General features: G+C 42.6%; 26 protein-coding genes. 10 read left to right on the top strand and 16 right to left on the bottom strand.

Features of this window, described 5'->3' with window-relative positions; genetic code table 11:
* Positions 1 to 14 precede the first annotated feature (14 nt).
* The gene (locus tag M9189_RS06895; RefSeq protein ID WP_250721953.1) at positions 15 to 1,442 is read left to right on the top strand and encodes a tetratricopeptide repeat protein; all 1,428 of its coding nucleotides are present in this window, start codon (positions 15 to 17) and stop codon (positions 1,440 to 1,442) included.
* Positions 1,443 to 1,484: 42 nt separating this feature from the next.
* Positions 1,485 to 2,228 (top strand): shikimate dehydrogenase family protein, encoded by a 744-nt coding sequence (locus tag M9189_RS06890; RefSeq protein WP_250721952.1) that lies wholly within the window; start codon positions 1,485 to 1,487, stop codon positions 2,226 to 2,228.
* A 167-nt stretch (positions 2,229 to 2,395) separates the two neighbouring features.
* On the opposite strand, the gene truA is transcribed toward M9189_RS06890, so the two are convergent.
* Positions 2,396 to 3,169 carry a tRNA pseudouridine(38-40) synthase TruA gene (gene truA / locus M9189_RS06885; RefSeq protein ID WP_250721951.1) on the bottom strand — a complete coding sequence of 258 codons (774 nt, stop codon included), beginning with the start codon at positions 3,167 to 3,169 and terminating at the stop codon, positions 2,396 to 2,398.
* Between the two features lie 122 nt (positions 3,170 to 3,291).
* Between truA and M9189_RS06880 the strand changes: the two genes are divergently transcribed.
* On the top strand, positions 3,292 to 4,059 hold the full coding sequence (locus tag M9189_RS06880) for a protein-L-isoaspartate(D-aspartate) O-methyltransferase (protein WP_250721950.1): 768 nt from the start codon (positions 3,292 to 3,294) through the stop codon (positions 4,057 to 4,059).
* 4 nt (positions 4,060 to 4,063) lie between these two features.
* Positions 4,064 to 4,594 (top strand): hypothetical protein, encoded by a 531-nt coding sequence (locus tag M9189_RS06875; RefSeq protein ID WP_250721949.1) that lies wholly within the window; start codon positions 4,064 to 4,066, stop codon positions 4,592 to 4,594.
* Positions 4,595 to 4,602: 8 nt separating this feature from the next.
* On the opposite strand, the gene msrA is transcribed toward M9189_RS06875, so the two are convergent.
* A complete protein-coding gene (gene msrA, locus M9189_RS06870; RefSeq protein ID WP_250721948.1) occupies positions 4,603 to 5,148 on the bottom strand; it encodes a peptide-methionine (S)-S-oxide reductase MsrA in 546 nt (181 codons plus the stop codon).
* A gap of 173 nt (positions 5,149 to 5,321) precedes the next feature.
* On the opposite strand from msrA, the gene M9189_RS06865 reads away from it, so the two are divergent.
* Together M9189_RS06865 and kdsA are read left to right on the top strand one after the other, a co-directional pair.
* Positions 5,322 to 6,596, top strand: coding sequence for a replication-associated recombination protein A (locus M9189_RS06865; RefSeq protein WP_250721947.1), 1,275 nt, complete (start codon positions 5,322 to 5,324; stop codon positions 6,594 to 6,596).
* Between the two features lie 12 nt (positions 6,597 to 6,608).
* Positions 6,609 to 7,427, top strand: coding sequence for a 3-deoxy-8-phosphooctulonate synthase (gene kdsA / locus M9189_RS06860; RefSeq protein WP_250721946.1), 819 nt, complete (start codon positions 6,609 to 6,611; stop codon positions 7,425 to 7,427).
* A 105-nt stretch (positions 7,428 to 7,532) separates the two neighbouring features.
* Here kdsA and M9189_RS06855 read toward each other — a convergent pair whose 3' ends face one another.
* The 8 genes from M9189_RS06855 to M9189_RS06820 all read right to left on the bottom strand — a co-directional run bounded on the left by M9189_RS06855 (position 7,533) and on the right by M9189_RS06820 (position 15,290).
* The gene (locus M9189_RS06855; protein WP_250721945.1) at positions 7,533 to 8,357 is read right to left on the bottom strand and encodes a M48 family metallopeptidase; all 825 of its coding nucleotides are present in this window, start codon (positions 8,355 to 8,357) and stop codon (positions 7,533 to 7,535) included.
* Positions 8,357 to 9,547 (bottom strand): MalY/PatB family protein, encoded by a 1,191-nt coding sequence (locus M9189_RS06850; RefSeq protein ID WP_250721944.1) that lies wholly within the window; start codon positions 9,545 to 9,547, stop codon positions 8,357 to 8,359. Before M9189_RS06850 ends, M9189_RS06855 begins: the two co-directional genes overlap by 1 nt.
* A gap of 27 nt (positions 9,548 to 9,574) precedes the next feature.
* Positions 9,575 to 10,660 (bottom strand): GDP-L-fucose synthase family protein, encoded by a 1,086-nt coding sequence (locus tag M9189_RS06845; RefSeq protein WP_250725550.1) that lies wholly within the window; start codon positions 10,658 to 10,660, stop codon positions 9,575 to 9,577.
* Positions 10,660 to 11,775, bottom strand: a complete 1,116-nt coding sequence (gene gmd / locus M9189_RS06840) for a GDP-mannose 4,6-dehydratase (protein WP_250721943.1) — start codon at positions 11,773 to 11,775, stop codon at positions 10,660 to 10,662. The genes M9189_RS06845 and gmd overlap by 1 nt, the downstream gene beginning before the upstream one ends.
* 68 nt (positions 11,776 to 11,843) lie before the next feature.
* Positions 11,844 to 12,830 carry an SDR family oxidoreductase gene (locus M9189_RS06835; protein ID WP_250721942.1) on the bottom strand — a complete coding sequence of 329 codons (987 nt, stop codon included), beginning with the start codon at positions 12,828 to 12,830 and terminating at the stop codon, positions 11,844 to 11,846.
* 211 nt (positions 12,831 to 13,041) lie between these two features.
* On the bottom strand, positions 13,042 to 14,571 hold the full coding sequence (rny, locus tag M9189_RS06830; RefSeq protein WP_250721941.1) for a ribonuclease Y: 1,530 nt from the start codon (positions 14,569 to 14,571) through the stop codon (positions 13,042 to 13,044).
* Positions 14,572 to 14,696: 125 nt separating this feature from the next.
* Entirely contained in the window at positions 14,697 to 14,987 is a 291-nt protein-coding gene (locus M9189_RS06825) for a cell division protein ZapA (protein ID WP_250721940.1), read from the bottom strand.
* Between the two features lie 9 nt (positions 14,988 to 14,996).
* A complete protein-coding gene (locus tag M9189_RS06820; protein WP_250721939.1) occupies positions 14,997 to 15,290 on the bottom strand; it encodes a hypothetical protein in 294 nt (97 codons plus the stop codon).
* 170 nt (positions 15,291 to 15,460) lie between these two features.
* Here M9189_RS06820 and M9189_RS06815 point away from each other — a divergent pair, with 170 nt between their 5' ends.
* Positions 15,461 to 16,207: a DUF4197 domain-containing protein gene (locus M9189_RS06815; RefSeq protein WP_250721938.1), complete on the top strand. Its 747-nt coding sequence runs from the start codon at positions 15,461 to 15,463 to the stop codon at positions 16,205 to 16,207.
* A 52-nt stretch (positions 16,208 to 16,259) separates the two neighbouring features.
* On the opposite strand, the gene mnmL is transcribed toward M9189_RS06815, so the two are convergent.
* Both mnmL and M9189_RS06805 read right to left on the bottom strand, forming a co-directional pair.
* Complete coding sequence (mnmL, locus tag M9189_RS06810; RefSeq protein WP_250721937.1) at positions 16,260 to 17,252, bottom strand: tRNA modification radical SAM protein MnmL/YtqA; 993 nt, start codon at positions 17,250 to 17,252, stop codon at positions 16,260 to 16,262.
* Between the two features lie 10 nt (positions 17,253 to 17,262).
* On the bottom strand, positions 17,263 to 18,711 hold the full coding sequence (locus M9189_RS06805; RefSeq protein WP_250721936.1) for a RimK family protein: 1,449 nt from the start codon (positions 18,709 to 18,711) through the stop codon (positions 17,263 to 17,265).
* A gap of 157 nt (positions 18,712 to 18,868) precedes the next feature.
* On the opposite strand from M9189_RS06805, the gene M9189_RS06800 reads away from it, so the two are divergent.
* Entirely contained in the window at positions 18,869 to 19,570 is a 702-nt protein-coding gene (locus tag M9189_RS06800; RefSeq protein ID WP_250721935.1) for a 16S rRNA (uracil(1498)-N(3))-methyltransferase, read from the top strand.
* 2 nt (positions 19,571 to 19,572) lie between these two features.
* Here the strand turns inward: M9189_RS06800 and M9189_RS06795 are convergent, their stop codons facing one another.
* Together M9189_RS06795 and M9189_RS06790 are read right to left on the bottom strand one after the other, a co-directional pair.
* Positions 19,573 to 19,974: an RrF2 family transcriptional regulator gene (locus M9189_RS06795; RefSeq protein WP_250721934.1), complete on the bottom strand. Its 402-nt coding sequence runs from the start codon at positions 19,972 to 19,974 to the stop codon at positions 19,573 to 19,575.
* A gap of 73 nt (positions 19,975 to 20,047) precedes the next feature.
* Entirely contained in the window at positions 20,048 to 21,697 is a 1,650-nt protein-coding gene (locus tag M9189_RS06790) for a diphosphate--fructose-6-phosphate 1-phosphotransferase (protein ID WP_250721933.1), read from the bottom strand.
* 217 nt (positions 21,698 to 21,914) lie between these two features.
* On the opposite strand from M9189_RS06790, the gene M9189_RS06785 reads away from it, so the two are divergent.
* Positions 21,915 to 22,907, top strand: coding sequence for a glycosyltransferase (locus M9189_RS06785; RefSeq protein WP_250721932.1), 993 nt, complete (start codon positions 21,915 to 21,917; stop codon positions 22,905 to 22,907).
* An 18-nt stretch (positions 22,908 to 22,925) separates the two neighbouring features.
* Here the strand turns inward: M9189_RS06785 and M9189_RS06780 are convergent, their stop codons facing one another.
* Both M9189_RS06780 and M9189_RS06775 read right to left on the bottom strand, forming a co-directional pair.
* Positions 22,926 to 23,117 carry a hypothetical protein gene (locus M9189_RS06780; protein ID WP_250721931.1) on the bottom strand — a complete coding sequence of 64 codons (192 nt, stop codon included), beginning with the start codon at positions 23,115 to 23,117 and terminating at the stop codon, positions 22,926 to 22,928.
* 75 nt (positions 23,118 to 23,192) lie between these two features.
* Positions 23,193 to 23,789: an RNA polymerase sigma factor gene (locus M9189_RS06775; RefSeq protein WP_250721930.1), complete on the bottom strand. Its 597-nt coding sequence runs from the start codon at positions 23,787 to 23,789 to the stop codon at positions 23,193 to 23,195.
* 208 nt (positions 23,790 to 23,997) lie between these two features.
* On the opposite strand from M9189_RS06775, the gene uvrA reads away from it, so the two are divergent.
* Complete coding sequence (gene uvrA, locus M9189_RS06770; protein ID WP_250721929.1) at positions 23,998 to 26,811, top strand: excinuclease ABC subunit UvrA; 2,814 nt, start codon at positions 23,998 to 24,000, stop codon at positions 26,809 to 26,811.
* Positions 26,812 to 26,894 lie beyond the last annotated feature (83 nt).

Raw genomic sequence — 26,894 nt, 5'->3', positions numbered from 1 at the left:
AAATCAGTTTGCTTATGCATGAACCGTGGCGATATAACTATAACGATATCAAGGGGGAGATAGAAAGGTTTGAGATGATGGAGAAGGGTGGCAAAAGCTGTTACTTTGATGTTCAAACTATAGAGAGCCTTTTTGATTTCTTTGCAGATAAGTTTCAATTTGAAAAAGCGGAAAGAATACTCAGCATAGGCATATCGCAACACCCAAGCAATCCTTCACTACAATCGAAAAAAGCTGTTATCTATATTGAAAAGGGAGAAGATGCAAAAGCCATTAGGCTTTTGGAAGCTCTTTCAACGATTGAGACGTCCAATCCCGACCTGTTTATGAATCTCGGCTTTGTTTACCTTCGTGTCAAAAGAAACGAAGAAGCGGTAGTTTGCTTCCAGAAGGCGATGAAACTGGCTTTCGAAGATGCAGAGGACTTTCTTTTCGAAATAGTGCAGTACCTCAATGGAAATGAGCAATATAAGTACGCTCTGGAGTTTCTTTCAAAGGAGTTGCCCAAGTATCCCAATAATGAGAACCTGCTTTTCGAATATGCCTTTGCCCTTGAGAAAGAAGGAAGGGTTGCCGAAGCACTTGAAGCATATGAAAAACTGCTTGAGGTAAATCCATTTTCAGAGAATGCCTGGTATAACCTTGGAATCATTCATATACGCAAGGAGGATTATGATAATGCTATAAAGTGTTATGATCTGACACTTGCTATCAACCCTTCACATATTGAAGCCTTGTTCAACAAGGGTAATGCCCTTGTTGCTATGAACAAATATGCCGAAGCGATTGATTATTACATAGAGTATTTGTCATACGGATATGAGACAACACTTCCGTATCACTACATAGCAGACTGTCATGACCAGATTGGCAATATAGAATTGTCTCTGAGGTTTTATAGATTAACGGTTGACAGTGAACCGATGTACCTTCCGGGATGGCTCAATTATCTTGCGCATCTTATCAATAATGACTACATGGAAGAAGCTCTTGAGGCATCTAAGAAGGCTCTTGAGTATCATTCCGATGTACCTGAGATCTGGTATCTGCGCGCAAGGTCATTGCTGCTTTCTGATATGTTTAAAGAGGCTGCAAAAGCCTTACATGAAGCCTTTACAGGGGAGCCTGATAACCTGCGCAATCTCTTTGAGCTCTATTTTGTGCAAAGGAAACTGTCTCCTCGCAAGGATCCATTTAAGATGATAGAGAAGTGGCTCAGGGAATACCCTGCTTCGCCCGCGGTACACTATATCGCAGCTGCCTATTACCTTATCGACAACAGGCAGATGCCTATGGCTATCAAACACCTGAAGGTAGCCTTGGCCGAGAATCCTCTGGATTATGAGTTGTTTCTTGAATTGTTCCCAACTATGGAGAACATGATAAAGAAAAGCAAGAGATTAAGTGCTCTGGTTAATGATTTTACTCCTGCTGAGTACTAAAATACCAGCTTAGTAAAAGCCCAAATTATAAAGACGCAGATAATGAGGACTTTTGGAATTATCGGATACCCGTTAAAACAGACATTTTCACCGACCTACTTCGGTGAAAAGTTTAGTAAGGAAGGCATTGATGCCCGCTATCTTACTTATCCCCTATCATCTATAACCGAGTTTAAAGGACTGCTGGAACAACATCCCTATATAGCTGGTTTAAATGTTACTATTCCATACAAGGAACAGGTTATTCCCTATCTTGACGAACTAGACAGCGAGGCCGCAAAGATTGGTGCTGTAAATGTAATCAAGTTTACAATGGAGGGTGACAAACTGCATCTTAAAGGTTACAATAGCGATGTAAAGGGTTTTCTGGATTCACTTAAGCCTATGATGAAGTCATGGCACACCAAGGCCCTGATTCTTGGTACTGGAGGTGCCTCTAAGGCAGTTGCACATGCTTTGGCCAGAGAAGGTATTCTTTATAGGTTTGTCAGCCGCAATCCCAAGTCATCTGCTGAAGTAAGTTATGCAGATCTAAACCCTGAAATAATTTCCGAGTACAAACTAATTATCAACACTACTCCTTTGGGTATGTATCCCAACTCAGATAGTGCTCCTGATATTCCATATGAGGGAATTGGAGAAAAGCACCTGGCATATGATGTGGTGTACAATCCCGATACTACCTTGTTTTTGAAAAAAGCTCAGGAAAATGGGGCTCAGATTAAAAACGGACTTGATATGCTATACCTGCAGGCAGAGGAAGCCTGGAGAATCTGGAATTTGTAGAAAACAATTACTTTGCAGCAAACGCCCGGAAGATAATATCCAGAAAAATCTGTGTCTATTTATTACTTAGGACATACTGATTGTGGCTTAAAGTAAAAGTCAGATCAGTAAACCTTTCTCATATTTATATATTGATAAACAAATGTTTGCAAGTCTGAAGCAAACATTTAATATGGAATTATCTCTGTTTTCCGCTGAAAGACTTCCGGAGGGTAAGCTACGTCCACCAGATACAACCCTCTCGCAGGGGCTGAAGTGCTTGCCCGACCTCTGTCACGGGCTTCAATTATTTCCCTGAAATCATTTACAGTCAATTTTCCTCTTCCTACATCCAGTAGAGTTCCCACTATTGCCCTTACCATATTCCGCAGAAAGCGGTCGGCCTCAATAGTAAAGGTATAAAGATCCCCTTCCCTCTTCCATTCAGCTTTCTTTACCCTGCAGATATTGGTTTTGTTACCACCATGTAGCTTGCAAAAACTTGTAAAGTCTTCATAAGTGAGCAGCATGGCTGCAGCATCATTCATAGCCTTCACATCAGGTTGAAAATTCACCTTTGCTGCCAGGTCATTCCAGAAAGGATCTTTGCGACAGATAATTTTGTACTCATAACGGCGAGAGATAGCACCAAAACGACTGTGAGCCTCATCTGACACGCGGGTCACAGAGAAAATTGCAATGTCGAATGGAAGTATCCCGGAAAGCCGCTCTGCCAGGTTGGGTATTTCATCAAGGTTTGATTCAGTATCAAAATGCGCCACCATATATCTGGCATGTACACCGGTGTCAGTACGCCCAGCCCCAGTAATAGTGATTGGTTGTCGAAGTATAACTGACAGTGCTTTTTCAATCTCCTCCTGTACCGAAGCCCCTTTTGCCTGGCGCTGCCAACCACAAAAATTCGTTCCCTTATATGCTAATTCGATAAAATATCTTGGCATGGCGCATTTTTTGCTGCAAAGATAAAAAAGACAGTGAGATTTGTTTGCTTACCCATTGGGGACAATACTGAGCAAATAAACGGAAAATTATTAATTTAGAGCCAACAAGATTTACTTTACAAATGAAAACAGTAAATATGATGTCTGAAAACAGTAAACTCGTTCGCAGAAACCAAAGCAAATTGATTAGTCCGTCATTCTTTCTTATATTGATGGGACTATTCTCTGTTTTCAGCGGTATGGAGGCACAAAACTGGGTACAACTTCGTGAAAAAATGGTCACAGAACAGCTCCGCAGCCGTGACATCACTTCATCCAACGTATTGAACGCCATGCGTGAGGTTCCCCGACACCTGTTTATTCCAGCCGACTACCAACAATATGCATACGAAGACAGACCTTTGCCCATTGGTTATGATCAAACCATCTCTCAGCCATATATTGTAGCTTTTATGACTGAACAGATAAAGCCCAGACCTGGCATGAAGGTCCTTGAAATAGGTACGGGCTCTGGTTATCAGGCAGCAATCCTTGCCCATCTGGGTTGTGAGGTTTATACTATCGAACTCCTACCGGAGCTTGCCGAGAGGGCATCAAAACTGCTAAAGACTCTCAAATATGAACCTGTTCACGTCAAGACCGGCAACGGCTATGAAGGCTGGCCGGAAGAGGCTCCTTTTGATGCAATAATCGTTACTGCTGCTCCTGAGCAAATGCCTCCTGTTCTTGTGGAACAATTAAAGGATGGAGGTGTGATGGTAATCCCTGTTGGACCGGTCAACAAACTGCAATATCTCAAGGTTGTGAGAAAACAGGATGGCAAGGTTACTACTCAAAACCTTATGCCGGTTCGCTTTGTACCCATGATTGACAGGGACGTAAAATATTGATACAATGAACTGGGAAGCCGAACTGCTGGCAATGAGATTTGGTGGAAGTAGCATGGATTTGGCTTCCTGTGTTGCACAGCAACCCGAAGAGATTCATCAGCTAATTAAGGCAGCTGGACATTCAAACCACATGGTGGCATGGCGAGCTGCCTGGGTGCTTGACAATTATGCCCGCAACCATCAAGCAGAAATTACTAAGTACACAGATCAACTTTCTGAGCTTCTGGTAGCTACAAAACACAATGGGGTAAGGCGACACCTTACCCGCATTTTGTGTGATACTGACCCTGCCCTTATTGATGACGGCAGGGTTGTAGATTTATGTTTTGAATGGATTTCCAACCCCACTATCCCTGTTGCCGTTCAGGCCAATGCTATGAGTCTGCTTGCAGGGCTCTGCAATATCTACCCTGATCTGGCTAAAGAACTTGAAACCGTCATCAACGACAACTATATCCATGGTTCTGCCGGTTTCAAGAGCCGGTGCCGAAAGATCCTTAAGCAATTAAATGCCGTACTAAAGGCAGATGATTAATCATCCCCTTAGTCCTTCAACCAATTTGCGTATTTTGCCCTAAACTTGGCAACCTTCGGTGCTATTACGGCACTGCAGTACGGCTGATTGGGATTGTTGTTGAAATAATTGTCGTGATAATCCTCCGCTTTGTAAAACTCCTGCAAGGGTAGCAGTTGCGTAACAATAGGGTTGGAATATATTCCCTCCCTTGTCAGTTCCTTAATGTAAGCAGCCGCCGCATCTCTTTGACCTTCATCAAGGTAGAAAATAACCGAGCGATACTGTGTTCCAATATCCTCTCCTTGCCTGTTGAGTGTCGTGGGATCATGAGTCCCAAAGAAGATACCTAGCAATACCTCGTAACTTACGACCTCCGGGTCGTAAGTAATCTTCACAACCTCGGCATGTCCTGTATTGCCAGTGCAAACCTCCTTATATGATGGATTTTTGACAGTACCCCCACTAAAACCGGATACAACTTTTTCAACTCCTTTAACTCTTTGATATACAGCTTCGAGGCACCAGTAGCAGCCGCCCCCGAATACTGCCTCTTCCCTTCTATTTTCAGCCATTGCGTAAATATTTAGTACATACGCCAATATTAGGCAAAGTACAGGTATTTTCAGTTTTTCGCCGGACATTTTTTGCGTATTTTAGTATTATATAAAACAGTCGGACAAGGATAAGGTTGTGGAGTTTTGTCGTCCGAAAAAGCTAACTTTGCAAAGTTTTAAAACAGTTCCTGATGAGTTCATTTCCCCCATTGGCAGAACGTATGCGCCCCAGGTCGCTGGACGATTATATCGGACAGAAGCACCTTGTGGGTGAAAATGCCGTGCTGCGTAAGATGTTGGAATCCGGACGACTCTCGTCAATTATCCTTTGGGGACCACCGGGGGTTGGCAAAACCACTCTGGCTAAGATTATGGCTGTGAGACTGGAACGTCCGTTTTACATACTGTCGGCTGTTTCCTCTGGGGTTAAAGATGTAAGAGAAGCTATTGAAAAGGCTCGTAATTCCCGTTTTTTCAACTCTGCATCCGCCATCCTCTTTATCGATGAAATACACCGTTTTAGCAAGTCCCAGCAGGACAGCCTGCTGGGTGCTGTCGAAGAGGGGGTACTTACACTGATTGGTGCTACAACTGAAAACCCCTCATTTGAGGTTATCTCTCCCCTCCTTTCCCGTTGTCAGGTATATGTCCTGAAACCATTGGAAAACTCCGACTTAATGGAGTTATACCAAAAGGTGGTAAAGGAGGATGTACTTGTAAGTAAAAGGGAACTAATCCTTGAGGAGGATGAAGCTTTGTTTCGCTTTGCTGGCGGTGATGCGCGAAAATTTCTGAATATACTGGAACTCCTAGTTAATGCATACCCTGATGATGAGCCGGTGGTGATAAATAATACTAATATTACGGAACTCCTTCAGCAGAATCCGGCTCAGTATGACAAGAATGGGGAGATGCACTATGATATAATCTCAGCCTTTATAAAGTCCATACGAGGAAGCGATCCGGATGCCACTGTCTACTGGCTTGCCCGCATGGTTGAAGGTGGCGAGGATCCTAAGTTTATCGCGCGCCGTCTGCTGATATCGGCTGCCGAGGATGTAGGACTTGCTAATCCCAATGCATTATTGCTGGCAACAAGTGCCTTTCAGGCAATTCAGATGGTTGGCTGGCCCGAAGGCAGGATAATACTTAGTGAGGTCGCAATTTACCTGGCTACCAGTCCCAAAAGTAACTCTGCCTATATGGCAATCAACGAGGCTCAGGGACTTGTAAGGGATACTGGAAATCTGCCAGTGCCACTGCACCTTCGTAATTCACCTACCAAACTGATGAAAGACCTTGATTATGGGAAGGAATATAAATACGCTCACGATTATCCCGGAAATTTTGTTCAGCAGGATTATATGCCTGAAAAGCTGAAGAATAAAACTCTCTGGAAGGCTCAGGATAATCAGCAGGAAGCAAAACTCAGAGAAAGAATGGAACAATTGTGGAAGAAAAAATAAATACTTGATAATATGATCGAGACCGTTAAAGGTATAAAACATACAGACAGCGGCCAGTTTTTCCTTCTAGCCGGCCCCTGTGCCATCGAAGGTGAAAGGATGGCTCTTGAAATTGCGGAAGAGATACTCAGGGTTTGTGACAAGCTTAAGATACCCTATGTTTTCAAAGGCTCATACCGTAAGGCAAACAGATCGAGGATTGATTCATTTGCCGGTATCGGTGATGAAAAGGCCCTTAAGATCCTAAGGAAAGTACACGAGACATTTGGGGTGCCTACTGTGACTGATATTCACTCAGCTCCTGAAGCTGGAATGGCTGCGGAATATGTTGATATACTTCAGATTCCGGCCTTCCTTTGCAGACAGACTGATATAGTGGTAGCTGCAGCCCGGACCGGCAAGGTTGTAAATATCAAAAAGGGCCAGTTTGTTGCTCCTGAATCAATGATCTATGCTATTAACAAGGTAAGAGATTCCGGCAACGATAAGGTTATGATTACCGACCGTGGCACTATGTTTGGCTACCGTGACCTGATTGTTGATTACAGGGGAATACCCGATATGCAGCAGTTTGGTGTCCCTGTTGTACTTGATATCACTCATTCCCTACAGCAACCAAATCAATCATCTGGTGTCACAGGAGGCAGACCCCAGCTTATTGAAACCATTGCAAGAGCCGGTGTTGCAGTTGGTGTCGACGGTTTCTTCCTTGAAACCCATCCGGATCCTGCTAATGCAAAATCAGACGGAGCCAACATGTTAAAACTCGACCTTCTGGAACCAATGCTTACCAGACTTGCGGCTCTAAGAAGCGTAGTCAGGTCGTTTTAAAAAAAAGAGGCTGCCCCCTGAACTGCCCCCCAAAAGTTTTTTGTCTTACTTTTGGGGGGCAGTTCACCTCTTAGGGCAACCTCTTATAATATGTCCTGGATAATTTTACTTCTTGTAGTATTGAAATGCTTCAGGCAGGAAACTTTGCAGGTTGGTAATACGTGTAGTATTACTTGGGTGAGTACTCAGAAACTGAGGCACATTTGCTCCACCGCTCATTTCAGCCATTCTTTGCCAGAAACTAATTGCAGTGGAAGGATCATAGCCGGCTATAGCCATAAAGATCAAACCAAGCCTGTCAGCTTCAGTTTCGTGTGTCCTTGAATAAGGAAGCAGTACACCATATTGGGTGCCAACACCAAAAGCAAGCTGTGCTATTTGCTTTGTTGTTTCTGGCTGCTCAGCCAGCAATGCGGTCAGAGTAGCTGAACCTAATTCAGCAGCCATCTGCTGTGACATACGTTCGCTACCATGCTTAGCAACTGCGTGCGCAATTTCGTGGCCCATAACAACTGCAATACCATTTTCATCCTGGCAGATAGGTAAAATGCCAGTGTAGAAGACTACCTTGCCACCAGGCATACACCATGCATTTGGAGTAGCATCATCAACCAAGTTGAACTCCCATGCAAATCCTTCTATTCTGTCGGACATACCATTCTGAGAGAGGTAAGACTCTACAGCAGCAGCGATCTTTTTACCAACACTCTTAATCATTGCTGTCTGCTCAGCATTGGTAGAGAGTTTGTTTTCCTTCAGAAATTCATCATACTGACTAAAACTCAAAGCATTGATCTCACTGTCAGCCACAAGGCTCAACTGACGACGACCTGTGAGCGGTACCGTAGAACATGCCCAGATAATCAGTCCTGCAGCAAGAGCAATTATTGCGACCCTGCCCGGTTTACCCCTAAAAACCATCTTCTTCATCAAGGATTCAGTTTAATTAATTCATTACTTCTTACTTCTACTATGTTTTGCATAGCCTTTTCAATGATGGAACGCGGACTGGCTACATTCATACGCATAAACCCGCGACCTTCCTTTCCAAAGCTAACACCGTCGTTTAAGCCAACTCTTGCCTTTCCATAAAGCAAGGTCTTAAGATCACTTTGCTTTAGATTCCAGGCACTAAAATCCATCCACAGCAAATAGGTTGCCTCCGGGCGTCTGACCTTCACTTCAGGCATCTCTTTTTCAACTGTTTCTATTACCAAGTTAATATTTCCTTCCAAATATTTCTTCAAATTTTCCAGCCAATCTTCAGATTCATTATAGGCCGCTTCAAGTGCTATGGATCCAAATACATTTCCCATATGCAGGTGATATGCCATCACCTGCTCCCTGCACTTATTTAGCAGCTCCTTATTTGATGCAATCATATAAGAGGTACTGAATCCTGCCAGATTGAAGGTCTTGCTCGGTGCCATACATGTCACCGTTATATCTGCTATCTCAGGAGAAATTGTAGCCATGGGCCTGTGCCTGTTACCAAATAAAGTCAGGTCACAATGTATCTCGTCAGACACGATTGAAACTCCATGTTTGATACATATCTCACCCATCCTACGCAGTTCCTCGGGAGTCCACACCCTACCTACAGGGTTATGGGGATGACAGAGGATGAAAAGTGTATTTGACGGGTCAGCACATAGTTTCTCAAAATGATCAAAATCAACTTTGTAGCCCTCTTCAGCATTTACTAGTGGATTCTCCACAACCTTACGGTCAAAGTCCCTTACTACACCGAAAAACGGTGGATATACCGGTGGTTGGATAATAACACCCTCACCCTGTTTTGTAAGTGCCTGAACAGCAAGACCCAGATTCGGAACAACTCCGGGGGAAAACTCTATCCATGATTGATCCACATCCCATTCATAGCGTCTCTTAAGCCAGGAGCTTATTGCATCCAGAAAGGCCTGTCCTCTGGTAGTATAGCCAAATATCGGGTGCTCAGTACGATCTTTGATAGCTTTTACAACAGCTGGTGGAGCTGCAAAATCCATATCTGCAACCCATAATGGAATTACATCAGGATCACCAAATAAACGCTCACGCGATTCCAGTTTGATAGCCCTGGTTCCGCTGCGATCAATAATTCTGTCAAACTGTGACATCTGTATTAGTCTCTAAATTTGAACTGGTTAACTACAATACTGATTGTAAACCATACGAATACCATCATCAAGTGTAATCCTGGCCTTCCAGCCTAAAGCTGCAAGTCCACCAACATCCATAAGCTTTCTGTATGTGCCATCAGGTTTTGAAGAATCCCAGCTTATTTGCCCCTTGAATCCTACTATCTCTTTCACCTTCTTTGCAAGTTCGGCAATCGGCAAATCTACTCCGGAACCGATGTTTAAGTGGGTATTACGAATCTCCTTAAGTCCTCTTTCCTTTACTATGTCGGCAAAGCTAATGTTGTTCATTACAAAGAGTACAGCCTCTGCAAGGTCGTCTGAATGAAGAAATTCACGTAAGGGTGTACCACTGCCCCAAAGTTTAATCTCAACTTCTGCGGATTGTGTGTAGATACCAAATCTTTCAAACTGAGCATGCAACTGAGCATCATTCACTGAGAGATCCACACTACCTATCGGACGCTTGTGTAGATCCTCCCTCACTCCTGCCATATTACCCTCCATTATAAGTTTACCAAGATGCATCTTCCTGATAAGAGCAGGCAATACGTGAGAATTCTCAAGATTGTAGTTGTCATTGGGTCCATATAGATTTGTCGGCATCACTGCTATATAATCGGTGCCGTACTGAATATTGTACGACTCGCACATCTTGATACCGGCAATCTTGGCTATAGCATAAGGCTCATTAGTGTATTCAAGCGGACTGGTAAGCAGACTATCCTCTTTCATTGGCTGAGGGGCTTCCCTTGGATAAATACAGGAACTGCCCAAAAAGAGCAGTTTCCTGACCCCACTCTTGTAGGAGCTATGGATTATGTTGTTCTGAATCTGAAGGTTCTCGTATATAAAATCTGCCCTGTAAGTATTATTGGCCATAATACCTCCAACCTTGGCAGCTGCAAGAAAAACGAACTCAGGCCTTTCTTTCATGAAGAAATCCTCCACAGCAGCCTGATCGCGAAGATCAAGCTCTTCACGTCCCTTCAGAATAAGATTTGTAAAACCGTCCATTTGCAGCTTCCTGGTAATTGCTGATCCAACCAGTCCCCTGTGTCCGGCAACAAAGATCTTACTATCTTTTTGCATCATTCAAAGTAGTTTAATGTTTTGTATCCACCATCTTTGAGATACTTTTCTTTCTGCATCAACTTGAGATCAGAACCCATCATATCTTCAATAAGAGCATTTAGGTCATATTGTGGTTCCCAACCCAATACACTCTTAGCCTTAGACGGATCACCAATAAGCAGTTCAACTTCAGCAGGTCTGAAATACCTCGGGTCAACTTCAACAACGCACTTCCCTATTAGGTTCTTGTATTCATCATTGCTACTGCTTATTACATATCCCTTTTCTTCAACACCGGTCCCTCTGAATTCCACTTCACATCCAAGGTAGGCAAAAGTCATACGCACAAAGTCACGAACCTCAGTGGTAACACCTGTAGCGACAACAAAATCGTCTGGTCTATCCTGTTGCAGAATCAGATACATAGCCTTGACATAGTCCTTGGCATGACCCCAGTCACGCTTAGCAGAAAGATTACCCAGATATAACTTTTCCTGTAGTCCAAGTGCAATACGTGAAACAGCCCTTGTGATCTTACGGGTAACAAAAGTTTCACCTCTGATTGGAGACTCGTGATTGAACAGGATTCCGTTACATGCATACATGTTGTATGCTTCCCTGTAGTTTACACAGATCCAGTAAGCATAGAGCTTAGCCACAGCATAAGGTGACCGCGGATAGAATGGGGTCTTTTCAGACTGGGGAACTTCCTGAACCATTCCATAGAGTTCACTTGTTGAAGCCTGATAAAAACGGGTCTTCTTTGTAAGTCCAAGTAGCCTGATAGCCTCCAGAAAGCGCAGAGTGCCTATTCCGTCAGCATTTGCAGTGTATTCTGGTGTGTCAAAACTCACTCCAACGTGTGACATTGCAGCCAGATTGTATATTTCGTCAGGCTGGGTTTCCTGTACTATCCTGATAATATTGGTTGAATCTGTAAGATCACCATAATGCAGAATAAAATTTCTGTTTTCTGCATGTGGATCCTGATAGATATGATCTATCCTGTCAGTGTTGAAAAGAGAACTACGCCTTTTAATACCATGTACTATGTAACCCTTTTTCAAAAGATACTCAGACAGGTAGGCTCCGTCCTGACCGGTAACACCGGTGATTAATGCAACCTTAGCCATGATAAGATTTACTTAATTTGGGTTTTAATGTCGAAATATAGTCATTATTGAGCTGAACAGCATATTATTCAGCTCTTCAGGTTTTCCCAGTACCAGTTTATTGCCTCCTCAATACCGTCGGCAAAAAGGTGAGTTGGTTTATATCCAAGCAGGCTTTGTGCCTTTTCAATAGATGCAAGTGAATGGGGTACATCTCCTAAACGTACTTCACCATAGATGGGTTCTACTGATGCTATAGCCCCGTCAAAGCGGCTTAGCTTATCCCGTAATATATCAAACAGATTCTGAATACTTGTCCTTTCACCACAGGCAACATTAAACACAGTATTTACCGCATCAGGGTTGGTGGTTGTGGCTGCCCTTTCGTTGGCCTGAACCACATTTACAACGTAGGTAAAGTCCCTTGAATAAGTCCCGTCTCCATTTATCCTTGGAGATTCTTTTGCAATAAGTGCCTTTACAAAGAGTGGAATAACTGCTGCATAGGCACCGAAAGGATCCTGACGTGGGCCAAACACATTGAAATATCTAAGTCCTATAAGCTCCATGCCATAAAGATTGGCAAACACTGAAGCATATAACTCATTTACATATTTGGTAACTGCATAGGGCGACATCGGCTTTCCTATTCTATCCTCTACCTTGGGCAGATCCTTACTGTCTCCGTAAGTTGAACTGCTGGCAGCATATACAATACGCTTGACTCCTGCATCTCGTGAAGCAACAAGGACATTGAGAAAGCCACTGACATTAACCTCGTTCGATGTAAGCGGATCCTTAACGGAACGTGGAACTGATCCAAGAGCTGCCTGATGTAGTACTATGTTCGCTCCTTCTACAGCCTTACGACAAGTGTCCAAATCGCGGATATCCCCTTCAATAAGTCTGAAGGCCGGATTATTCATATAGGCGGCAATATTTTCCCGCTTTCCCGTGGCAAAATTATCAAGGCATACCACCCTGTTGTTCTGCTTCAGAAGTTTCTCGATAATGTTTGATCCGATAAATCCGGCTCCTCCGGTAACAAGAACGGACTGGTTTTCAATAAGCCCCATGATATTCAGTTTTCATTTAAACAAAAATAGTAAGAAATACCCTATGCTACAACATTCCGCCCGATGCGTTAAAACTACTCTTGGAAAATTTTATTGCCCCAGAGAGCTAATTTCAGTATGATTCCTTACGGTAACAAGCCCATGGATAAAAAATAAGCAGGCTTGCCTGCCTGCTTATTTCAAATACATTGTAGGTTAATTACCTGTCTTATTATTTTGCAATACTAATTGCTCTCGTTTCCCTGATTACTGTGATCTTTACCTGGCCTGGATAGGTCATCTCTGTTTGAATCTTTCTGGCTATATCGTATGACAGCTCTTCAGCCTCCTTATCACTTACCTTTTCACTTCCTACGATTACACGCAGTTCCCTACCAGCTTGAATAGCATAGGTCTTAAGAACACCCGGATAACTCAAAGCAAGGGTTTCCAGGTCGTTCAACCTCTTGATATATGCTTCTACAACTTCACGGCGGGCTCCCGGACGTGCACCTGAAATAGCATCACAGACCTGAATAATTGGTGCAATCATGGTAGTCATTTCTACCTCGTCGTGGTGAGCACCTATAGCGTTGCAGATATCCGGTTTTTCCTTGTACTTCTCTGCAAGCTTCATACCCAGGATTGCGTGTGGTAATTCCGGATCCTCATCAGATACTTTACCAATATCGTGTAGCAGACCGGCACGTTTGGCCCTCTTGGCATTTAGTCCAAGTTCAGCAGCCATCAAAGCACAAAGATTAGCTGTTTCACGGCTGTGCTGTAACAGGTTTTGACCATAGGAAGACCTGTACTTCATTTTACCAACAAGCTTGATCAACTCGGGATGCAAACCGTGTACTCCCAGGTCTATTGCAGTACGCTTACCGGTTTCGATTACTTCTTCCTCTACCTGCTTGCGAACCTTGTTAACCACCTCTTCAATTCTTGCGGGGTGGATACGTCCGTCAGTTACAAGTTGATGAAGTGCAAGACGGGCAATTTCCCTGCGCATCGGATCGAATGCAGAAAGGACAATTGCCTCAGGAGTATCATCGACAATAATCTCAACTCCTGTAGCAGCCTCAAGAGCCCTGATATTACGACCTTCACGACCAATGATACGCCCCTTAATCTCATCCGAATCAATGTGGAAGATAGTAACAGCATTTTCAATTGCAGTTTCGGTTGCAACACGTTGTACAGTATTTAGTACTATACGCTTGGCTTCCCTTGAAGCATTAATCTTGGCTTCATCCATAATGTCATTGATATATGACATTGCTTCGGTTTTGGCCTCAGCCTTTAAAGATTCAATAAGCATCTCTCTGGCCTCTTCAGCAGACATACCTGAGATTGCTTCAAGTTGCTCAACCTGCTGTTTGTGCAGGCGATCTAATTCTTCGTTCTTCTTTTCTACTATTTCAAGTTGAGCATCCAGATTTTCGCGTACTGTATCAAGTTCCTTTTTCTTTCGGGCATACTCTTCAATACGCTGTGCAACAGCAGTCTCTCTTTGCTTTGTCTTATTTTCCAAAGCCAGTATCTTTGCATTTCTGCTGTTTATTTCCTTTTCATGTTCAGCCTTAAGCTGTAGAAACTTTTCCTTTGCCTGAAGCATCTTTTCCTTCTTGATGACTTCAGCTTCATTTTCAGCCTCGCGGATTATCCTTTTGGCACGGTTCTTAAATGCTTGTGTTACTGCAATCCATGTTACAAGTCCGCCAAATAAAAAGGCCGATATTCCAATTACTATTTCCATTATCAGTACAATTAAACATATATAAAAAAACGCACTTCTTTCCTGGAATTATAAGCGCAGGCAGCCCAATACAGGCCAGCCGGCTCAGGAAAAAAATGCGGGACAATTACAAAAAAAAACAAATACTATTCCTCTGTCAACAGCTTCTCCAGCTTTTGGTCCAACAAACTAATTGCATTAATCAAGGGTGTAGTATCCTGACTTTCTTCACCTTCCAATGCCTTAATAACAAACTGTAAGGCAGCCATAGCCAAAAAGTCCTGAACGTCCTTGTCATTATAACGCTGCTTGTACTGCAAGACCTTATCGTTAATAAGCCTGGCCGCTTTTCTTATTCGCTCCTCATCACTAGGATCAACCCTTAAAGGATAGTACCTGTCAGCGACATTAACACGTATAGAAAGTTTATCGTCCATCAGAAGCTCTTAACGATTCAACAGGGCAATACATTTATCAATTTCCCGCACAATTTGATTAATCCTCTGCTTCGTATCGCGAACGTCCGCTCCCGAAGCTTCTATAGTCTTGGCTATCTTCAACTTATCATACTCCTCCTGAAGTAATGCATAAGATGAAGCGCTCTGCTCCAATTGACTGCTTAATTGAGCAATCTGAGTTCTGAGCATCTTGTTTTCCTCTTTCTCAGACTTATAGCTCTCAACCAGCTTATCGATCTTCTGCTCTAATTTAACAACTATATCTAAATTTGGATTAACCATGTCACATTAATTCCTCACAAAATTAGCACAGGATTTATAAATAAAAAATAATGTTTAAGCATTCTCTGTGCAATATAGTACAATATTTACTGCAAAATACCAGAATTGTCCCTAAAATCAGTATTATTTTGATGTAACTTTGCTTATTATTGATTCAAAATTTATATATCATGATAAAGAAAGTGATTGCGATAATTATATCTTTCTGTGTTTTAAGCTCATGCACAGAGTTACTTCAAGTGGTACAAACACTGGAAACGAACCAGGCCCTTACGCAAACCGAGGTGGTTAGCGGACTTAAAGAAGCTCTTAGGGTGGGTAGCGACTCTGCTGCAATGAAATTGGCCAAACTCAATGGATACTATGGTGATCCGGCAGTGAAACTGCTACTCCCACCTGAAGCTGCAATTATTACCGACAACATTAGCCGAATCCCGGGTGGTGAAAAACTGGTTGAAGATCTTATTCTTAGAATCAACAGAGCTGCTGAGGATGCTGCAAGGGAAGCTGCCCCTGTATTTCTGAATGCAATAAGGCAAATGACTATTCAGGATGCTTTCACCATTCTGAAAGGCGAGAACAATGCTGCCACTCAGTACCTTAAAGCAAATACATTCAATGAATTGTTTAATTTATATCAACCAAAACTTAAATCTTCGCTGGATAAAAAACTTGTGGCTGGTGTATCTGCCAATGAGACTTGGAATAACCTTACTGGTCAATGGAACAAGGTTGCTGGCAGTATGGTAGGTCAGGTTGCCGGATTTAAAAAGGTAGAGGTGCAGCTTGACAGCTATCTTACAAACAAGGCACTTGATGGAATTTTCCTAAAACTGGCAGAAGAAGAAGCAGAAATCAGGAACGATCCTGCAGCAAGAGTTACAGAGATACTTAAAAGGGTTTTTGGATCAAGATAATCGTATCGCAGCATAAAAAGCGGCTATCTGCTACTATGCAGACAGCCGTTTTTTATGCATTTATACGGGATATTTGGGGTATGCTATCCAACTCGGCATTGTAGTACTTTCCTTGCCATAGGTTGAGCTCTTGCAGCCTTTTTTCGACAAGATGACTCAATTCATGGTTTTTAAGCTTCCAGGCAGGAGCAATAAGCAGGTAGTAGGGAGACTGACTTGAAAATCTTTCAAGTACTATACCGGGACGTAGTCTAACAACAAACTCAACTACAAGATCCACATATTCCTCCAGCTCGAAAACTTTAAAGTTTTCCGGATTCTTCAGGTATTCCCTGCCAAGTTTTGAACCTCGTACATATTGAAGTTGGTGCAGTTTAAGGTATGAGAGAGGTAACTCTGAAACTATTGGCGCATGTCCAAGGATATCATCTTTTGTTTCTCCCGGTAACCCAAGTATCATATGGGCACCAACAGGGATATTACGACTAGCTATCCGATGTATTGCATCGATTGAACTCTGGAAATCATGCCCTCTGTTAACCCTGTTTAGTGTCTCATCCTTTGTGGACTCAATTCCCAGTTCGATAGCAACATAGCACTTACGGGAAAGCTCTTCAAAGTAATCCAGGAGATGATCGGGAAGGCAGTCTGGTCGCGTACCCACAATCAATCCAATTACACCTGGAAATGCAAGTGCCTCTTCGTATAACTCAATAAGTTTGGATATTTCACCGTAAGTGTTGGTATAAGCCTGAAAGTATGCCAGATACCTGGTTCCCGGATGCTTTGCCTCAAAGAGACTTATTCCAGTTTTTAGTTGTTCGCTTACAGTCTTAGATGCCTGACTATAAACAGGTTTGAATGTCTCATTATTACAAAAGGTACAACCTCCGAAGCCCTTGCTCCCATCCCTGTTTGGACAGGTAAATCCGGCATCTATGGAAACCTTCTGCACCAGACCGTTGAAACGTTTTCTCATATGAGAGCCAAAATCGTTGAATGGTCTGTGCGTCCCCCACTGGTATTTCCTATCCCCTGTTGCCATGCGTTTTTGCTTATCTGTTTGCCATTGATAAAAGATGGCTTATAATTTTTGTGTATATTTCTTCACCTAACAGGCAATCTTCTACCCCTGCATCAATATTGGGGTTGTCGTTAACCTCGATAACATAGGCCTTTCCATCAACCTCCTTAACATCCACTCCATATAATCCGTTTCCAATCAGCTTTGTAGCCTTGAGGGCAACTTCAACCACATGTGGTGGGACATCCTCGGTACGGAAGATATCAAAATTGCCCATCATATCACCCTTATGCTTGGATTCCCAATTTATTATCTGCCAGTGATCCTTTGCCATATAATACTTACAGACAAAAAGAACCTCATTATTGAGAACTCCAACCCTCCAGTCATAAGATGTTGGAAGGAATTCCTGGGCAATAATAATATCCGACTCCTTCATCATGACCTTAAGCTTGCCCTTCATCTCCTGAGGAGTGCTCACTTTGACCACTCCCTGTGAAAATGATGAATCAGGTAGCTTTAAAACACATGGGAAGCCAAGTTGTTTTTCAATACCCTTAACATTTTCAGAATGTATAGTAATTGTTTTTGGTGTAGGAATCTTATTAAGTGCAAGAAGCTCGGCAAGATAAACCTTATTGGCGCACTTCAGAATTGATTCCGGCGAATCAATAACTGCCAGGCCTTCCCTTTGTGCCCTTCTGGACATCTTATAGGTATGATGGTTTACCGAGGTTGTTTCCCTTATGAACAGTGCATCAAACTCACCCAAACGGCTATAGTCATCCTTTGTAATCAGTTCGACATTGCATCCCAGCTTCTCAGCAGCCTCCACAAAATTTGAGATAGCCTTCCTATTTGATGGTGCTGCCTTCTCATGTGTGTTTACAAGTATTGCAAGGTCATACTTATATTTATCAACCCTGGCCTTGTCGTACCTTTTCTGCATAAAGTACTGCTCGGCAAATGAGTAAACATATGGTATGTGTTGCTCGGGGATCTCTTTGAACGGAAAAGCCTTAACGGATGCCAGCTCCCACTTTCCGTTTTTTACAAACCTGGCCCTAAGCATAGGTGCCTGAAGCAACATATATAGCTCATGGGCCAGCTTATCGTATTGCGGAGAGAAATTCCTGCCAAAGTAAACACTCAGTACATACTCAGACGATCGAATATGCCTGAAAGTCTTCTGAATCAGTTCATCCTGAGCCTCTGAGATTGATTTTACAATAGCATGAGCCTTCAGATCCAGAATGTTTTTGACTGAGGGTATTACCTTTTGTCCCCTTGCCTCTGCAAGCAGGGACACATAGTATCCTCTGGTCTGGTAGGCATAGTCATAGCAAAGGTTGAAGACACGGGCGTTCTTCATCTTTGCATAGGTCTCATTCTCTAAATACTCTTTTGGTGATATTACATCGACTCCTGGAACATCCAGGATCCATCGTTGGGGGTGATTGATTACAATAATTTTTTTCATTTCATGGGCTTATACAAAAAAACAATACAACCCGATCCAGCCCGACTGCATCGAATTGCAGTTTCAAAAGAACGACTTTTTTTGATTGGGTATTGTTATTTACTGTTATTTTTGATGAAGAAATAACTTATAACTTAATATCTGAAAGATCAATAACATGCAAATCTTTTATGAGCCTAAGATTGTAGAAAACGGAGGTTATCTCGACCCGGTGGAATCAAATCATTGTGTGAAGGTTCTCAGGAAAAGAGAAGGAGATGTTATTCATATTATCAACGGACAGGGCCAACTCTTTGAAGCTGAGATTACAGATGCCAACGCAAGACGATGTCAGGTACGAATCCTTACCGAAACGAAGGAAGATCCTCCAGCTTATGTATGTCACATAGCCTTTGCTCCTACTAAAAACATAGACCGCACTGAATGGTTTGTTGAAAAGAGCACCGAAATAGGCATAGGAATAATAAGCCCCATATTCAGTATGAATTCAGAGCGGAGAAACCTTAAAAATGACAGACTGGATAAAATTATCACCTCAGCAGTAAAGCAGTCAGGTGCTCTATGGAGACCCGTTCTCAACGAACTCGCTGATTTTAAAACTTTTATAAAGCAAAGTTTCACTGGCGACAAGTTTATAGCGCATTGCCATGAAGATGGTGACAAGCCTCATTTGCAGGATGTAGTGAGCAGAGCAAAAGACACACTGGTACTGATCGGACCCGAAGGAGACTTTGGTCCTGATGAAGTCAAAATGGCCAGAGATTTGGGTTTCAGGTCTGTTTCATTGGGTTCGGCACGTCTTCGCACCGAGACTGCGGCTTTGGTAGCCTGTCACATCATAAATCTGAAAAACGCATAATATCAGAGGTAATCAGCCAGTGTTTTACCTGACATATAGTTCTGAATCTCAGACGATATATTGTGAGAAAGATCCCCAAGAAGACACTTTTTATTGAAGGGACAGGTATCCTTATCTGCCGGGCAACTTTGAACCGCAAATTTTCCCTCAATAGCTTCAAAAATATCCAATAAGGTAATCTTTTCAGGATCCGCCTTGAGTGTAAAACCACCGGATGGTCCACGGCTGGAACTTACATAGTCGCTCTTAGCAAGTCTTTGAAGGACCTTAGCAACGTGGTGACGTGAACTATGAATCTTGTCGGCAATTTGGCCTACATTCAACGTTTCATCTGACCTGGCAATCAGAACCATACTGTGAAGTCCAATTGAGGCCGCTTCAGATAGTGCAATGATGTTTGCCATAATGTTTTTTGGGTTAGGAATAATCGGGGTTGCCCGGAGGCAACCCCGATAAGGTTATAAGATTAAAAAAATACTATTTGCTTTGCTCAAGAAGCAGAGTCTGAGTTGTAACATCACTAACAGATGCAGGACCAAAATACTGAATTGGACCTGGATACAGGTAGTTTGAGTTCATTGCCCAGCTTTCCCTGTTTTCAACAAGCTTCTTGAAAGGAGCTCCATCCAGTTCAACAAGTGCTTTTTGAATTACAGGTTTCAGTTCTCCATGGCGCTTTTCCATGTTCATCATCATAGTAATCGGAGCACCTCCTGGAATCCACTGATCTGCTGGTTTTGTAAGATTCTTTACAGAAGCCATATAACCAGTCTTACCTTCAGAGATCAACAGTGAAGCCGTATAGCCAAGGGTGTAGCAGTAGTCAGCATCAAAGTTGGATGGGATAGCACAACGACCTTCATATCCGAAGAAGTGACCCAAAGCACCAAATTTGCCGGTGTACTTACCATCTTTCTTCAGTTGTTTAAGCTTAGCCTTGGTCATATCCATAAGCAACTTTTCAGTTTCGATAGCCGAAACCTGAACGTTACCGTGTGGATCCCTGTCAAGCATCAACTGATTTGAAATATTGTTGGGCAGACTGTTGAATACTTCTGAAGATGCCTTTGAAAGCTTGGATGCTACAAAATCTCTCTTATCCTTGTTAGACTCAAGTACTGCAACTTCAGCTTCATGTTCAGCAAGAATATCATTCAGTTCTGAAATCAGAATCTTCATTTCGGGAATGAACTCAACAACTCCTTCAGGAATCAATACGGTACCATAATTAAGACCCTTTTCAGCCCTTCTTACCACTACTTCAGCTATCTCAGATACAAGTTGATCCAGGGTCATCTGTTTCTTTTCAACTTCCTCTGATACAATTGTGATATTTGGTTGAGTCTCAAGTGCACATTCAAGACAGATATGAGAAGCTGAACGTCCCATCAACCTGATAAAGTGATAGTACTTCTTGGCTGAGTTTGCATCCCTCTGGATGTTACCAATTAGTTCACTATATGTCTTGCAGGCTGTATCAAAACCAAAAGAAGTCTCAACAACCTCGTTTTTCAGGTCACCGTCAATTGTCTTGGGTACACCTATAACCTGAATTCCGGTCTTCTTTGCAGCAAAGTACTCAGCAAGGATACAAGCATTGGTGTTGGAATCATCACCACCGATGATAACAACGGCATTTACACCCAAAGCCTTGCAATTCTGGTGAACCATGTCGAATTGTTCCGGAGTTTCCAGCTTTGTACGACCCGAACCAATAATATCAAATCCTCCAGTATTGCGATATTCATCAATAATATCGGCAGTCAGTTCCTTATATTTGTTGTCAACCAGACCGCTGGGGCCACCAAGGAAACCATACAGCTTATTATCAGGGTTACATGCTTTCAGTCCGTCAAACAGACCAGAAATCACATTATGTCCGCCGGGTGCCTGACCTCCAGAAAGAACAACTCCAACCTTGTATGCAGGATATTGTTTCATTTCGTTACCAGTCTCAAACTTAAGAATTGGAAGACCATAGGTATTTGGGAACATGGCCTTGATTTGATCCTGGTCTGCTACTGATTGTGTTTTCTCACCCTCAACGATTTTTACAATCCCCTTCAAAGATGTTGGCATCTTGGGAATGTATTTTCCTCTTTCAATTTGTAGTGGACTCTTCAACATCGATAGTGTATTTAAAGGTTATTTAGTTTCTCTTTTTATAAAATGAAATTTGTAAAGCCTTATTAATTACAATCTTCTTGTTTTTAGAAACAAGTTGCAAATTTGTGAATATTTTTTCATACTAAAAAGAATGAAGTATTAATAAGCACGTCAAGTTGAAAATAATCGGGGTTGAATATTTTTGTATATTTGTGGCTCTCATAATTCAATAGGTAATATGCCTGCTTTTTCTATCATAGTTCCTGTTTATAACAGGCCTGAGGAGTTGAATGATTTATTGGACAGTCTGGCTGTTCAGACATTCAAAGATTTTGAGGTAATAATCGTAGATGACGGCTCTGAAATAAAAAGCGAACAGCTGGTATCCGGGTATGCTAAAGATTTTCAGGTAAGGTACATCTACAAAGAAAACGAGGGACCTGGACTTGCCCGAAATGCAGGAGCCGGACAGGCAACCGGGAGATGGTTGTTGTTTCTCGATTCTGATTGCTTCCTTCCGGTGGACTATATGGAAATAGTAAACAGAGAGACGGCAAGCGAGGATTTTGACAGCTTTGGTGGTCCTGACAGACCTCACCACAGCTTCAATGTTATTCAAAAGGCTATTGGCTATGCAATGAGTAGCGTGCTGACCACGGGAGGTATCCGTGGGGCAGCTGAAAAGTTTGATATCTTCTATCCCCGCAGTTTTAACCTTGGCGTTCGCAATAGTGTCTTTTGTTCCCTGAATGGTTTTTCTTCGATGCGTTTTGGTGAAGACCTGGACTTTAGTATGCGTCTTTTGAAAAAGGGCTATTCTTCGAGACTTATAAAGGATGCTTTTGTTTATCACAAGCGTCGTAAGAATCTGAGAGCATTTTTCAAACAGGTATACAATTCGGGGATTGCAAGGATAAATCTTGAGTTGAGACATAAAGGAACCTTAAAGCTGGTTCACTGCCTGCCTACTCTCTTTGTTCTTGGGCATTTGGCTGTATTGCTTGCATCATTGTGTCAACCATGGTTACTGTTGCTGTTAGTTCCAGTTCCGCTTATAGTATTCTTCCATGCCCTGCGTGAGACAAAGGAATTACATACAGCCTGCTGGGCAGTTCCCGCTGTCTTCACACAAAACTTCGGATACGGACTTGGCTTTCTGGAAGCATTAATAGTGCGCAAAATGCTTAAGCAAAAGGAATTTCAGGCATTCAGCAAGAACTTTTACAAGTAATCTGTGCTAATGAGCGGATTAGTTTAAAAAGGAATGAATGCTATCCCGAAATATGGTCTTTTTCCGGATCTCATCAACAAGTTTCTGAGGTGGTGCCGGGAACATTGATTTGAGTTCCTCGTCAGTCAGCTTAAGGAACAAAGCTCTAAGCTTTCTGCCTTTTTTGTTCAGATGAGCAATGCTAATTCGTCTAGAGTAAAAATTATCCATAGTCTTGGGGCTATACACTACGAACGACAAAACGAATCAAATAGTGTATTACCCCAAAAAAAATCCGAGAAAATTTTATGCCTGCTGAACAAGCCCTGCATTGCGCTCTTCCATCATCTTTCTGAGATTAATAAGAGCATAACGCATTCGTCCCAATGCTGTATTAATGCTGACATTGGTCTCCTCAGCAATCTCCTTAAAGCTCAGTCCAAGATAGTGACGCATAACAACAACCTCCTTCTGATTGTCTGGAAGTCTTTCAACCAGGTCACCAACATCTTTCAGGGCCTCTTCAAATACGATTTCCTCCTCGATGGTGCGATCAGCAAACCTGGTACTGTTGAACATGTCTTTGGAACAGTCGTCATTGTAAATTACCGGGAAATGCTTCTGACGCCTGTAATGATCAATTACAAGGTTATGTGCTATGCGCAAAACCCATGAGACGAAACGACCGGACTCAGAATATCGGCCTTCGATTAGCGTATTATATACTTTTAGGAAAGTGTCCTGGAAAAGATCTTCCGCAAGCTCCTGCTTGCGGACCATCATGATAATGTATGAGTAAACCCTTTGCTTGTGACGTTCCAATAATACGTCAAAACACTTCTTTTCACCGGAAACGAAACCTTTTACAAGTTCTTCGTCCGACAGCATCAAAATATCTGTCATACCCTAATTTATTAGAAACTTGTACAGGTGTTCCGATAGGCATTTTGATTTTTATGGTTTACGAAGACGAATAAACAAAATAATGTCAATAATACCAAAAAAAATTTCATTTTTTTAACAGATGATACTATGCTTTGTCCATACACTTAAATCCCCCACTGCTTATTCTTTGGTATCTTTGCATTTCAATTGAAAAAAGGATTCAATTATGGCCTCTCAGAAAGTCAACGCCCAGTCACATATTCTCTTAAAGGGTGTACGGGTACATAATCTAAAGAATATCTCAGTCAATATAGCGCGCAATAAATTCACTGTTATTACAGGTGTTTCAGGCTCAGGTAAGAGCTCCCTTGCTTTTGATACCCTATATGCCGAGGGTCAACGTCGCTATGTTGAAAGCCTTAGTGCTTATGCCCGCCAATTTCTTGGACGCATTGACAAGCCGGAGGTTGACTACATTAAGGGTATTCCCCCGGCAATTGCAATAGAGCAAAAGGTCAACACACGTAATCCAAGATCTACTGTAGGTACATCAACGGAAATATATGATTATCTAAAACTACTCTATGCCAGGATTGGCAAGACATATTCACCTGTTTCGGGAACTGAGGTTAAGCGTCACAGGGTTACAGATGTCGTCAATTTTATAAACTCCTACAAGGAAGGCACCAGGGCAGAAATCCTGGCTCCCCTGCATGTACCTGAGGGAAGGACACTAAAGGAACACCTGGCTATTCTCAATAAGCAGGGATTCAGTCGTATTTCAACAAGTGATGGTGTGGTTGCAATAAGTGACGTATTGGAAAAAGACCAAACTGCTTCCCTGAAAAATGCTGAGATAAGTCTTGTGGTTGACCGTATTGCGGTAAGTCATGGCGACAGGGACAATACATCCCGAATTGCAGACTCTGTACAGACCGCCTTCTACGAAGGTTTTGGAGAGGCGATGGTAAAGGTTTATGATGGGAATGAGGCAAGTACCTATAGCTTTTCAAATAGGTTTGAAGCTGACGGTATCACCTTTGAGGAACCGAGCGAAAATCTTTTTGCCTTTAATAATCCTGTAGGAGCCTGTCCCACTTGCGAGGGATTCGGAAGTGTGATAGGAATAGATGAAGATCTGGTAGTACCCGACAAGAGTCTGTCTGTATATGAGGATGCAATTGCATGCTGGAAGGGAGAAAAACTAAGTGAATGGAAGAACCTCCTAATACAAAATGCTCACAAATTTGGCTTCCCGGTACATACGCCCTACGGTGAACTAACAGAAGAGCAAAGGCAGCTTTTATGGGATGGAAACAGGTACTTCCATGGTATCAATGACTTTTTTAAGCATCTCGAGGAGAAACTGTACAAGATTCAGAATCGAGTAATGCTTGCCAGATACAGGGGTAAAACCAAGTGTCCTGAATGTAAGGGAACCCGTCTGCGGAAGGAGGCCTCATGGGTAATAGTAGCAGGCTATAGCATCAGTGATCTTGTAGTAATGCCTGTATCAAAACTTTACGAGCTCTTTTTCAGTCTTGAACTCAACGATCATGAAAAGGCCGTAGCAGAACGGATTATGATAGAGATACGCAGCAGGCTGGACTTCTTAAACCGTGTGGGCTTAGGCTATCTGACACTTAATAGGCTTAGTTCGACACTTTCAGGAGGGGAAAGCCAGAGAATCAATCTTGCTACCTCACTTGGAAGCAGTCTGGTTGGTTCGCTATACATTCTCGATGAACCAAGTATTGGTCTTCATTCAAGGGATACGGAAAAACTAATTCAAGTACTCAGAGACCTGCAAAAACTGGGCAACACACTTGTTGTTGTAGAACATGATGAGGATATTATCAGGGCGTGTGACGAAATAATAGACATAGGTCCTGGTGCCGGACAATTTGGAGGTCAGGTAGTCTATCAGGGCGAGTTCTCCAGGCTTTCATCAGTTCCTGAAAGTCTCACAACCCAATACCTTACCGGGAAAGAGAAAATAGCCCTGCCCACAAGGAGAAGGGCCTTTACTTCCTGTATCGAAGTGGCAGGAGCCCGTGAAAACAACCTTAAAGGGATTACGGTTAAGTTTCCACTTAATGTTTTGACTGTTGTAACAGGTGTTAGCGGTTCAGGCAAGTCCTCTCTAGTAAAAAGCATCCTCTACCCTGCCCTGAAAAAGTTAAAAGGTGGCTTTGCTGATAAGACTGGTGTATTTGACAAGCTTAGGGGTTCGATTGACCAGATAAGCGACGTCGAGATGGTTGATCAGAACCCCATTGGTAAGTCAAGTCGTTCTAATCCTGCCACCTATCTAAAGGCCTGGGATGAGATAAGGAAGTTGATGTCGGATGAGAAACAAGCAAAACAGGAAGGGTTGAAACCCTCACATTTCTCATTCAATATCGACGGAGGTCGTTGTGATGAATGCCAGGGTGAAGGTACTATCAAGGTTGAGATGCAGTTTATGTCCGACCTTGTACTTAAGTGCGAGAGTTGCGGTGGCAAAAGGTTCAAACCCGAAATTCTTGAAATCACTCATAGGGGTAAGAATGTATCGGATATTCTTGAGATGACCATAGATGAAGCTATAGAATTCTTCAGAGGAAGTGAAGGTACAACTGCCCAGAGGGTTGTAAATCGCCTTCAGCCATTGGTGGATGTTGGCCTGGGCTACGTCAAGATGGGACAGTCGTCAAGTACCCTAAGTGGTGGCGAGAGCCAGCGTATCAAACTTGCTTCCTTCCTTTCAATGGAGAAGAGCTCTCCTACTATGTTCATATTTGATGAGCCTACAACAGGTTTGCACTTCCATGATATAGCGAAACTGTTGAAAGCCTTTGCAGACCTGATAGCAAGGGGGCACACCATAGTAGTTGTGGAACATAATATGGAAGTTATCAAGATGGCCGACTATATCATAGATCTTGGTCCGGAGGGAGGAGATAAAGGAGGTCATCTCGTATTTGAGGGACGTCCTGAAGATCTGCTCAAGATAAAAGAGTCATATACGGGCATGTACCTTGCCCCTTATCTTAAGTGAATTGAAACCCGCATATTAAAGCAGCACATACTTAAGAAATACTACAAAAAAAGACCTCAGCAGAGGTCTTTTTTTGGTAAGAT

The sequence above is a fragment of the Xiashengella succiniciproducens genome, from assembly GCF_023674465.1.
Taxonomy (GTDB): domain Bacteria; phylum Bacteroidota; class Bacteroidia; order Bacteroidales; family Marinilabiliaceae; genus Geofilum; species Geofilum succiniciproducens.
The sequence above is the reverse complement of the archived record's forward strand: the minus strand, read 5'-3'. Positions and strand labels throughout refer to the sequence as shown.

Excerpts from the sequence above, each read along its gene's own strand:
- M9189_RS06895 (WP_250721953.1), top strand. The coding sequence starts at position 15 with ATGCATGAACCGTGGCGATATAACTATAACGATATCAAGGGGGAGATA.
- M9189_RS06890 (WP_250721952.1), top strand. The coding sequence starts at position 1,485 with ATGAGGACTTTTGGAATTATCGGATACCCGTTAAAACAGACATTTTCA.
- truA (WP_250721951.1), bottom strand. The coding sequence starts at position 3,169 with ATGCCAAGATATTTTATCGAATTAGCATATAAGGGAACGAATTTTTGT.
- M9189_RS06880 (WP_250721950.1), top strand. The coding sequence starts at position 3,292 with ATGAAAACAGTAAATATGATGTCTGAAAACAGTAAACTCGTTCGCAGA.
- M9189_RS06875 (WP_250721949.1), top strand. The coding sequence starts at position 4,064 with ATGAACTGGGAAGCCGAACTGCTGGCAATGAGATTTGGTGGAAGTAGC.
- msrA (WP_250721948.1), bottom strand. The coding sequence starts at position 5,148 with ATGGCTGAAAATAGAAGGGAAGAGGCAGTATTCGGGGGCGGCTGCTAC.
- M9189_RS06865 (WP_250721947.1), top strand. The coding sequence starts at position 5,322 with ATGAGTTCATTTCCCCCATTGGCAGAACGTATGCGCCCCAGGTCGCTG.
- kdsA (WP_250721946.1), top strand. The coding sequence starts at position 6,609 with ATGATCGAGACCGTTAAAGGTATAAAACATACAGACAGCGGCCAGTTT.
- M9189_RS06855 (WP_250721945.1), bottom strand. The coding sequence starts at position 8,357 with ATGAAGAAGATGGTTTTTAGGGGTAAACCGGGCAGGGTCGCAATAATT.
- M9189_RS06850 (WP_250721944.1), bottom strand. The coding sequence starts at position 9,547 with ATGTCACAGTTTGACAGAATTATTGATCGCAGCGGAACCAGGGCTATC.
- M9189_RS06845 (WP_250725550.1), bottom strand. The coding sequence starts at position 10,660 with ATGCAAAAAGATAGTAAGATCTTTGTTGCCGGACACAGGGGACTGGTT.
- gmd (WP_250721943.1), bottom strand. The coding sequence starts at position 11,775 with ATGGCTAAGGTTGCATTAATCACCGGTGTTACCGGTCAGGACGGAGCC.
- M9189_RS06835 (WP_250721942.1), bottom strand. The coding sequence starts at position 12,830 with ATGGGGCTTATTGAAAACCAGTCCGTTCTTGTTACCGGAGGAGCCGGA.
- rny (WP_250721941.1), bottom strand. The coding sequence starts at position 14,571 with ATGGAAATAGTAATTGGAATATCGGCCTTTTTATTTGGCGGACTTGTA.
- M9189_RS06825 (WP_250721940.1), bottom strand. The coding sequence starts at position 14,987 with ATGGACGATAAACTTTCTATACGTGTTAATGTCGCTGACAGGTACTAT.
- M9189_RS06820 (WP_250721939.1), bottom strand. The coding sequence starts at position 15,290 with ATGGTTAATCCAAATTTAGATATAGTTGTTAAATTAGAGCAGAAGATC.
- M9189_RS06815 (WP_250721938.1), top strand. The coding sequence starts at position 15,461 with ATGATAAAGAAAGTGATTGCGATAATTATATCTTTCTGTGTTTTAAGC.
- mnmL (WP_250721937.1), bottom strand. The coding sequence starts at position 17,252 with ATGGCAACAGGGGATAGGAAATACCAGTGGGGGACGCACAGACCATTC.
- M9189_RS06805 (WP_250721936.1), bottom strand. The coding sequence starts at position 18,711 with ATGAAAAAAATTATTGTAATCAATCACCCCCAACGATGGATCCTGGAT.
- M9189_RS06800 (WP_250721935.1), top strand. The coding sequence starts at position 18,869 with ATGCAAATCTTTTATGAGCCTAAGATTGTAGAAAACGGAGGTTATCTC.
- M9189_RS06795 (WP_250721934.1), bottom strand. The coding sequence starts at position 19,974 with ATGGCAAACATCATTGCACTATCTGAAGCGGCCTCAATTGGACTTCAC.
- M9189_RS06790 (WP_250721933.1), bottom strand. The coding sequence starts at position 21,697 with ATGTTGAAGAGTCCACTACAAATTGAAAGAGGAAAATACATTCCCAAG.
- M9189_RS06785 (WP_250721932.1), top strand. The coding sequence starts at position 21,915 with ATGCCTGCTTTTTCTATCATAGTTCCTGTTTATAACAGGCCTGAGGAG.
- M9189_RS06780 (WP_250721931.1), bottom strand. The coding sequence starts at position 23,117 with ATGGATAATTTTTACTCTAGACGAATTAGCATTGCTCATCTGAACAAA.
- M9189_RS06775 (WP_250721930.1), bottom strand. The coding sequence starts at position 23,789 with ATGACAGATATTTTGATGCTGTCGGACGAAGAACTTGTAAAAGGTTTC.
- uvrA (WP_250721929.1), top strand. The coding sequence starts at position 23,998 with ATGGCCTCTCAGAAAGTCAACGCCCAGTCACATATTCTCTTAAAGGGT.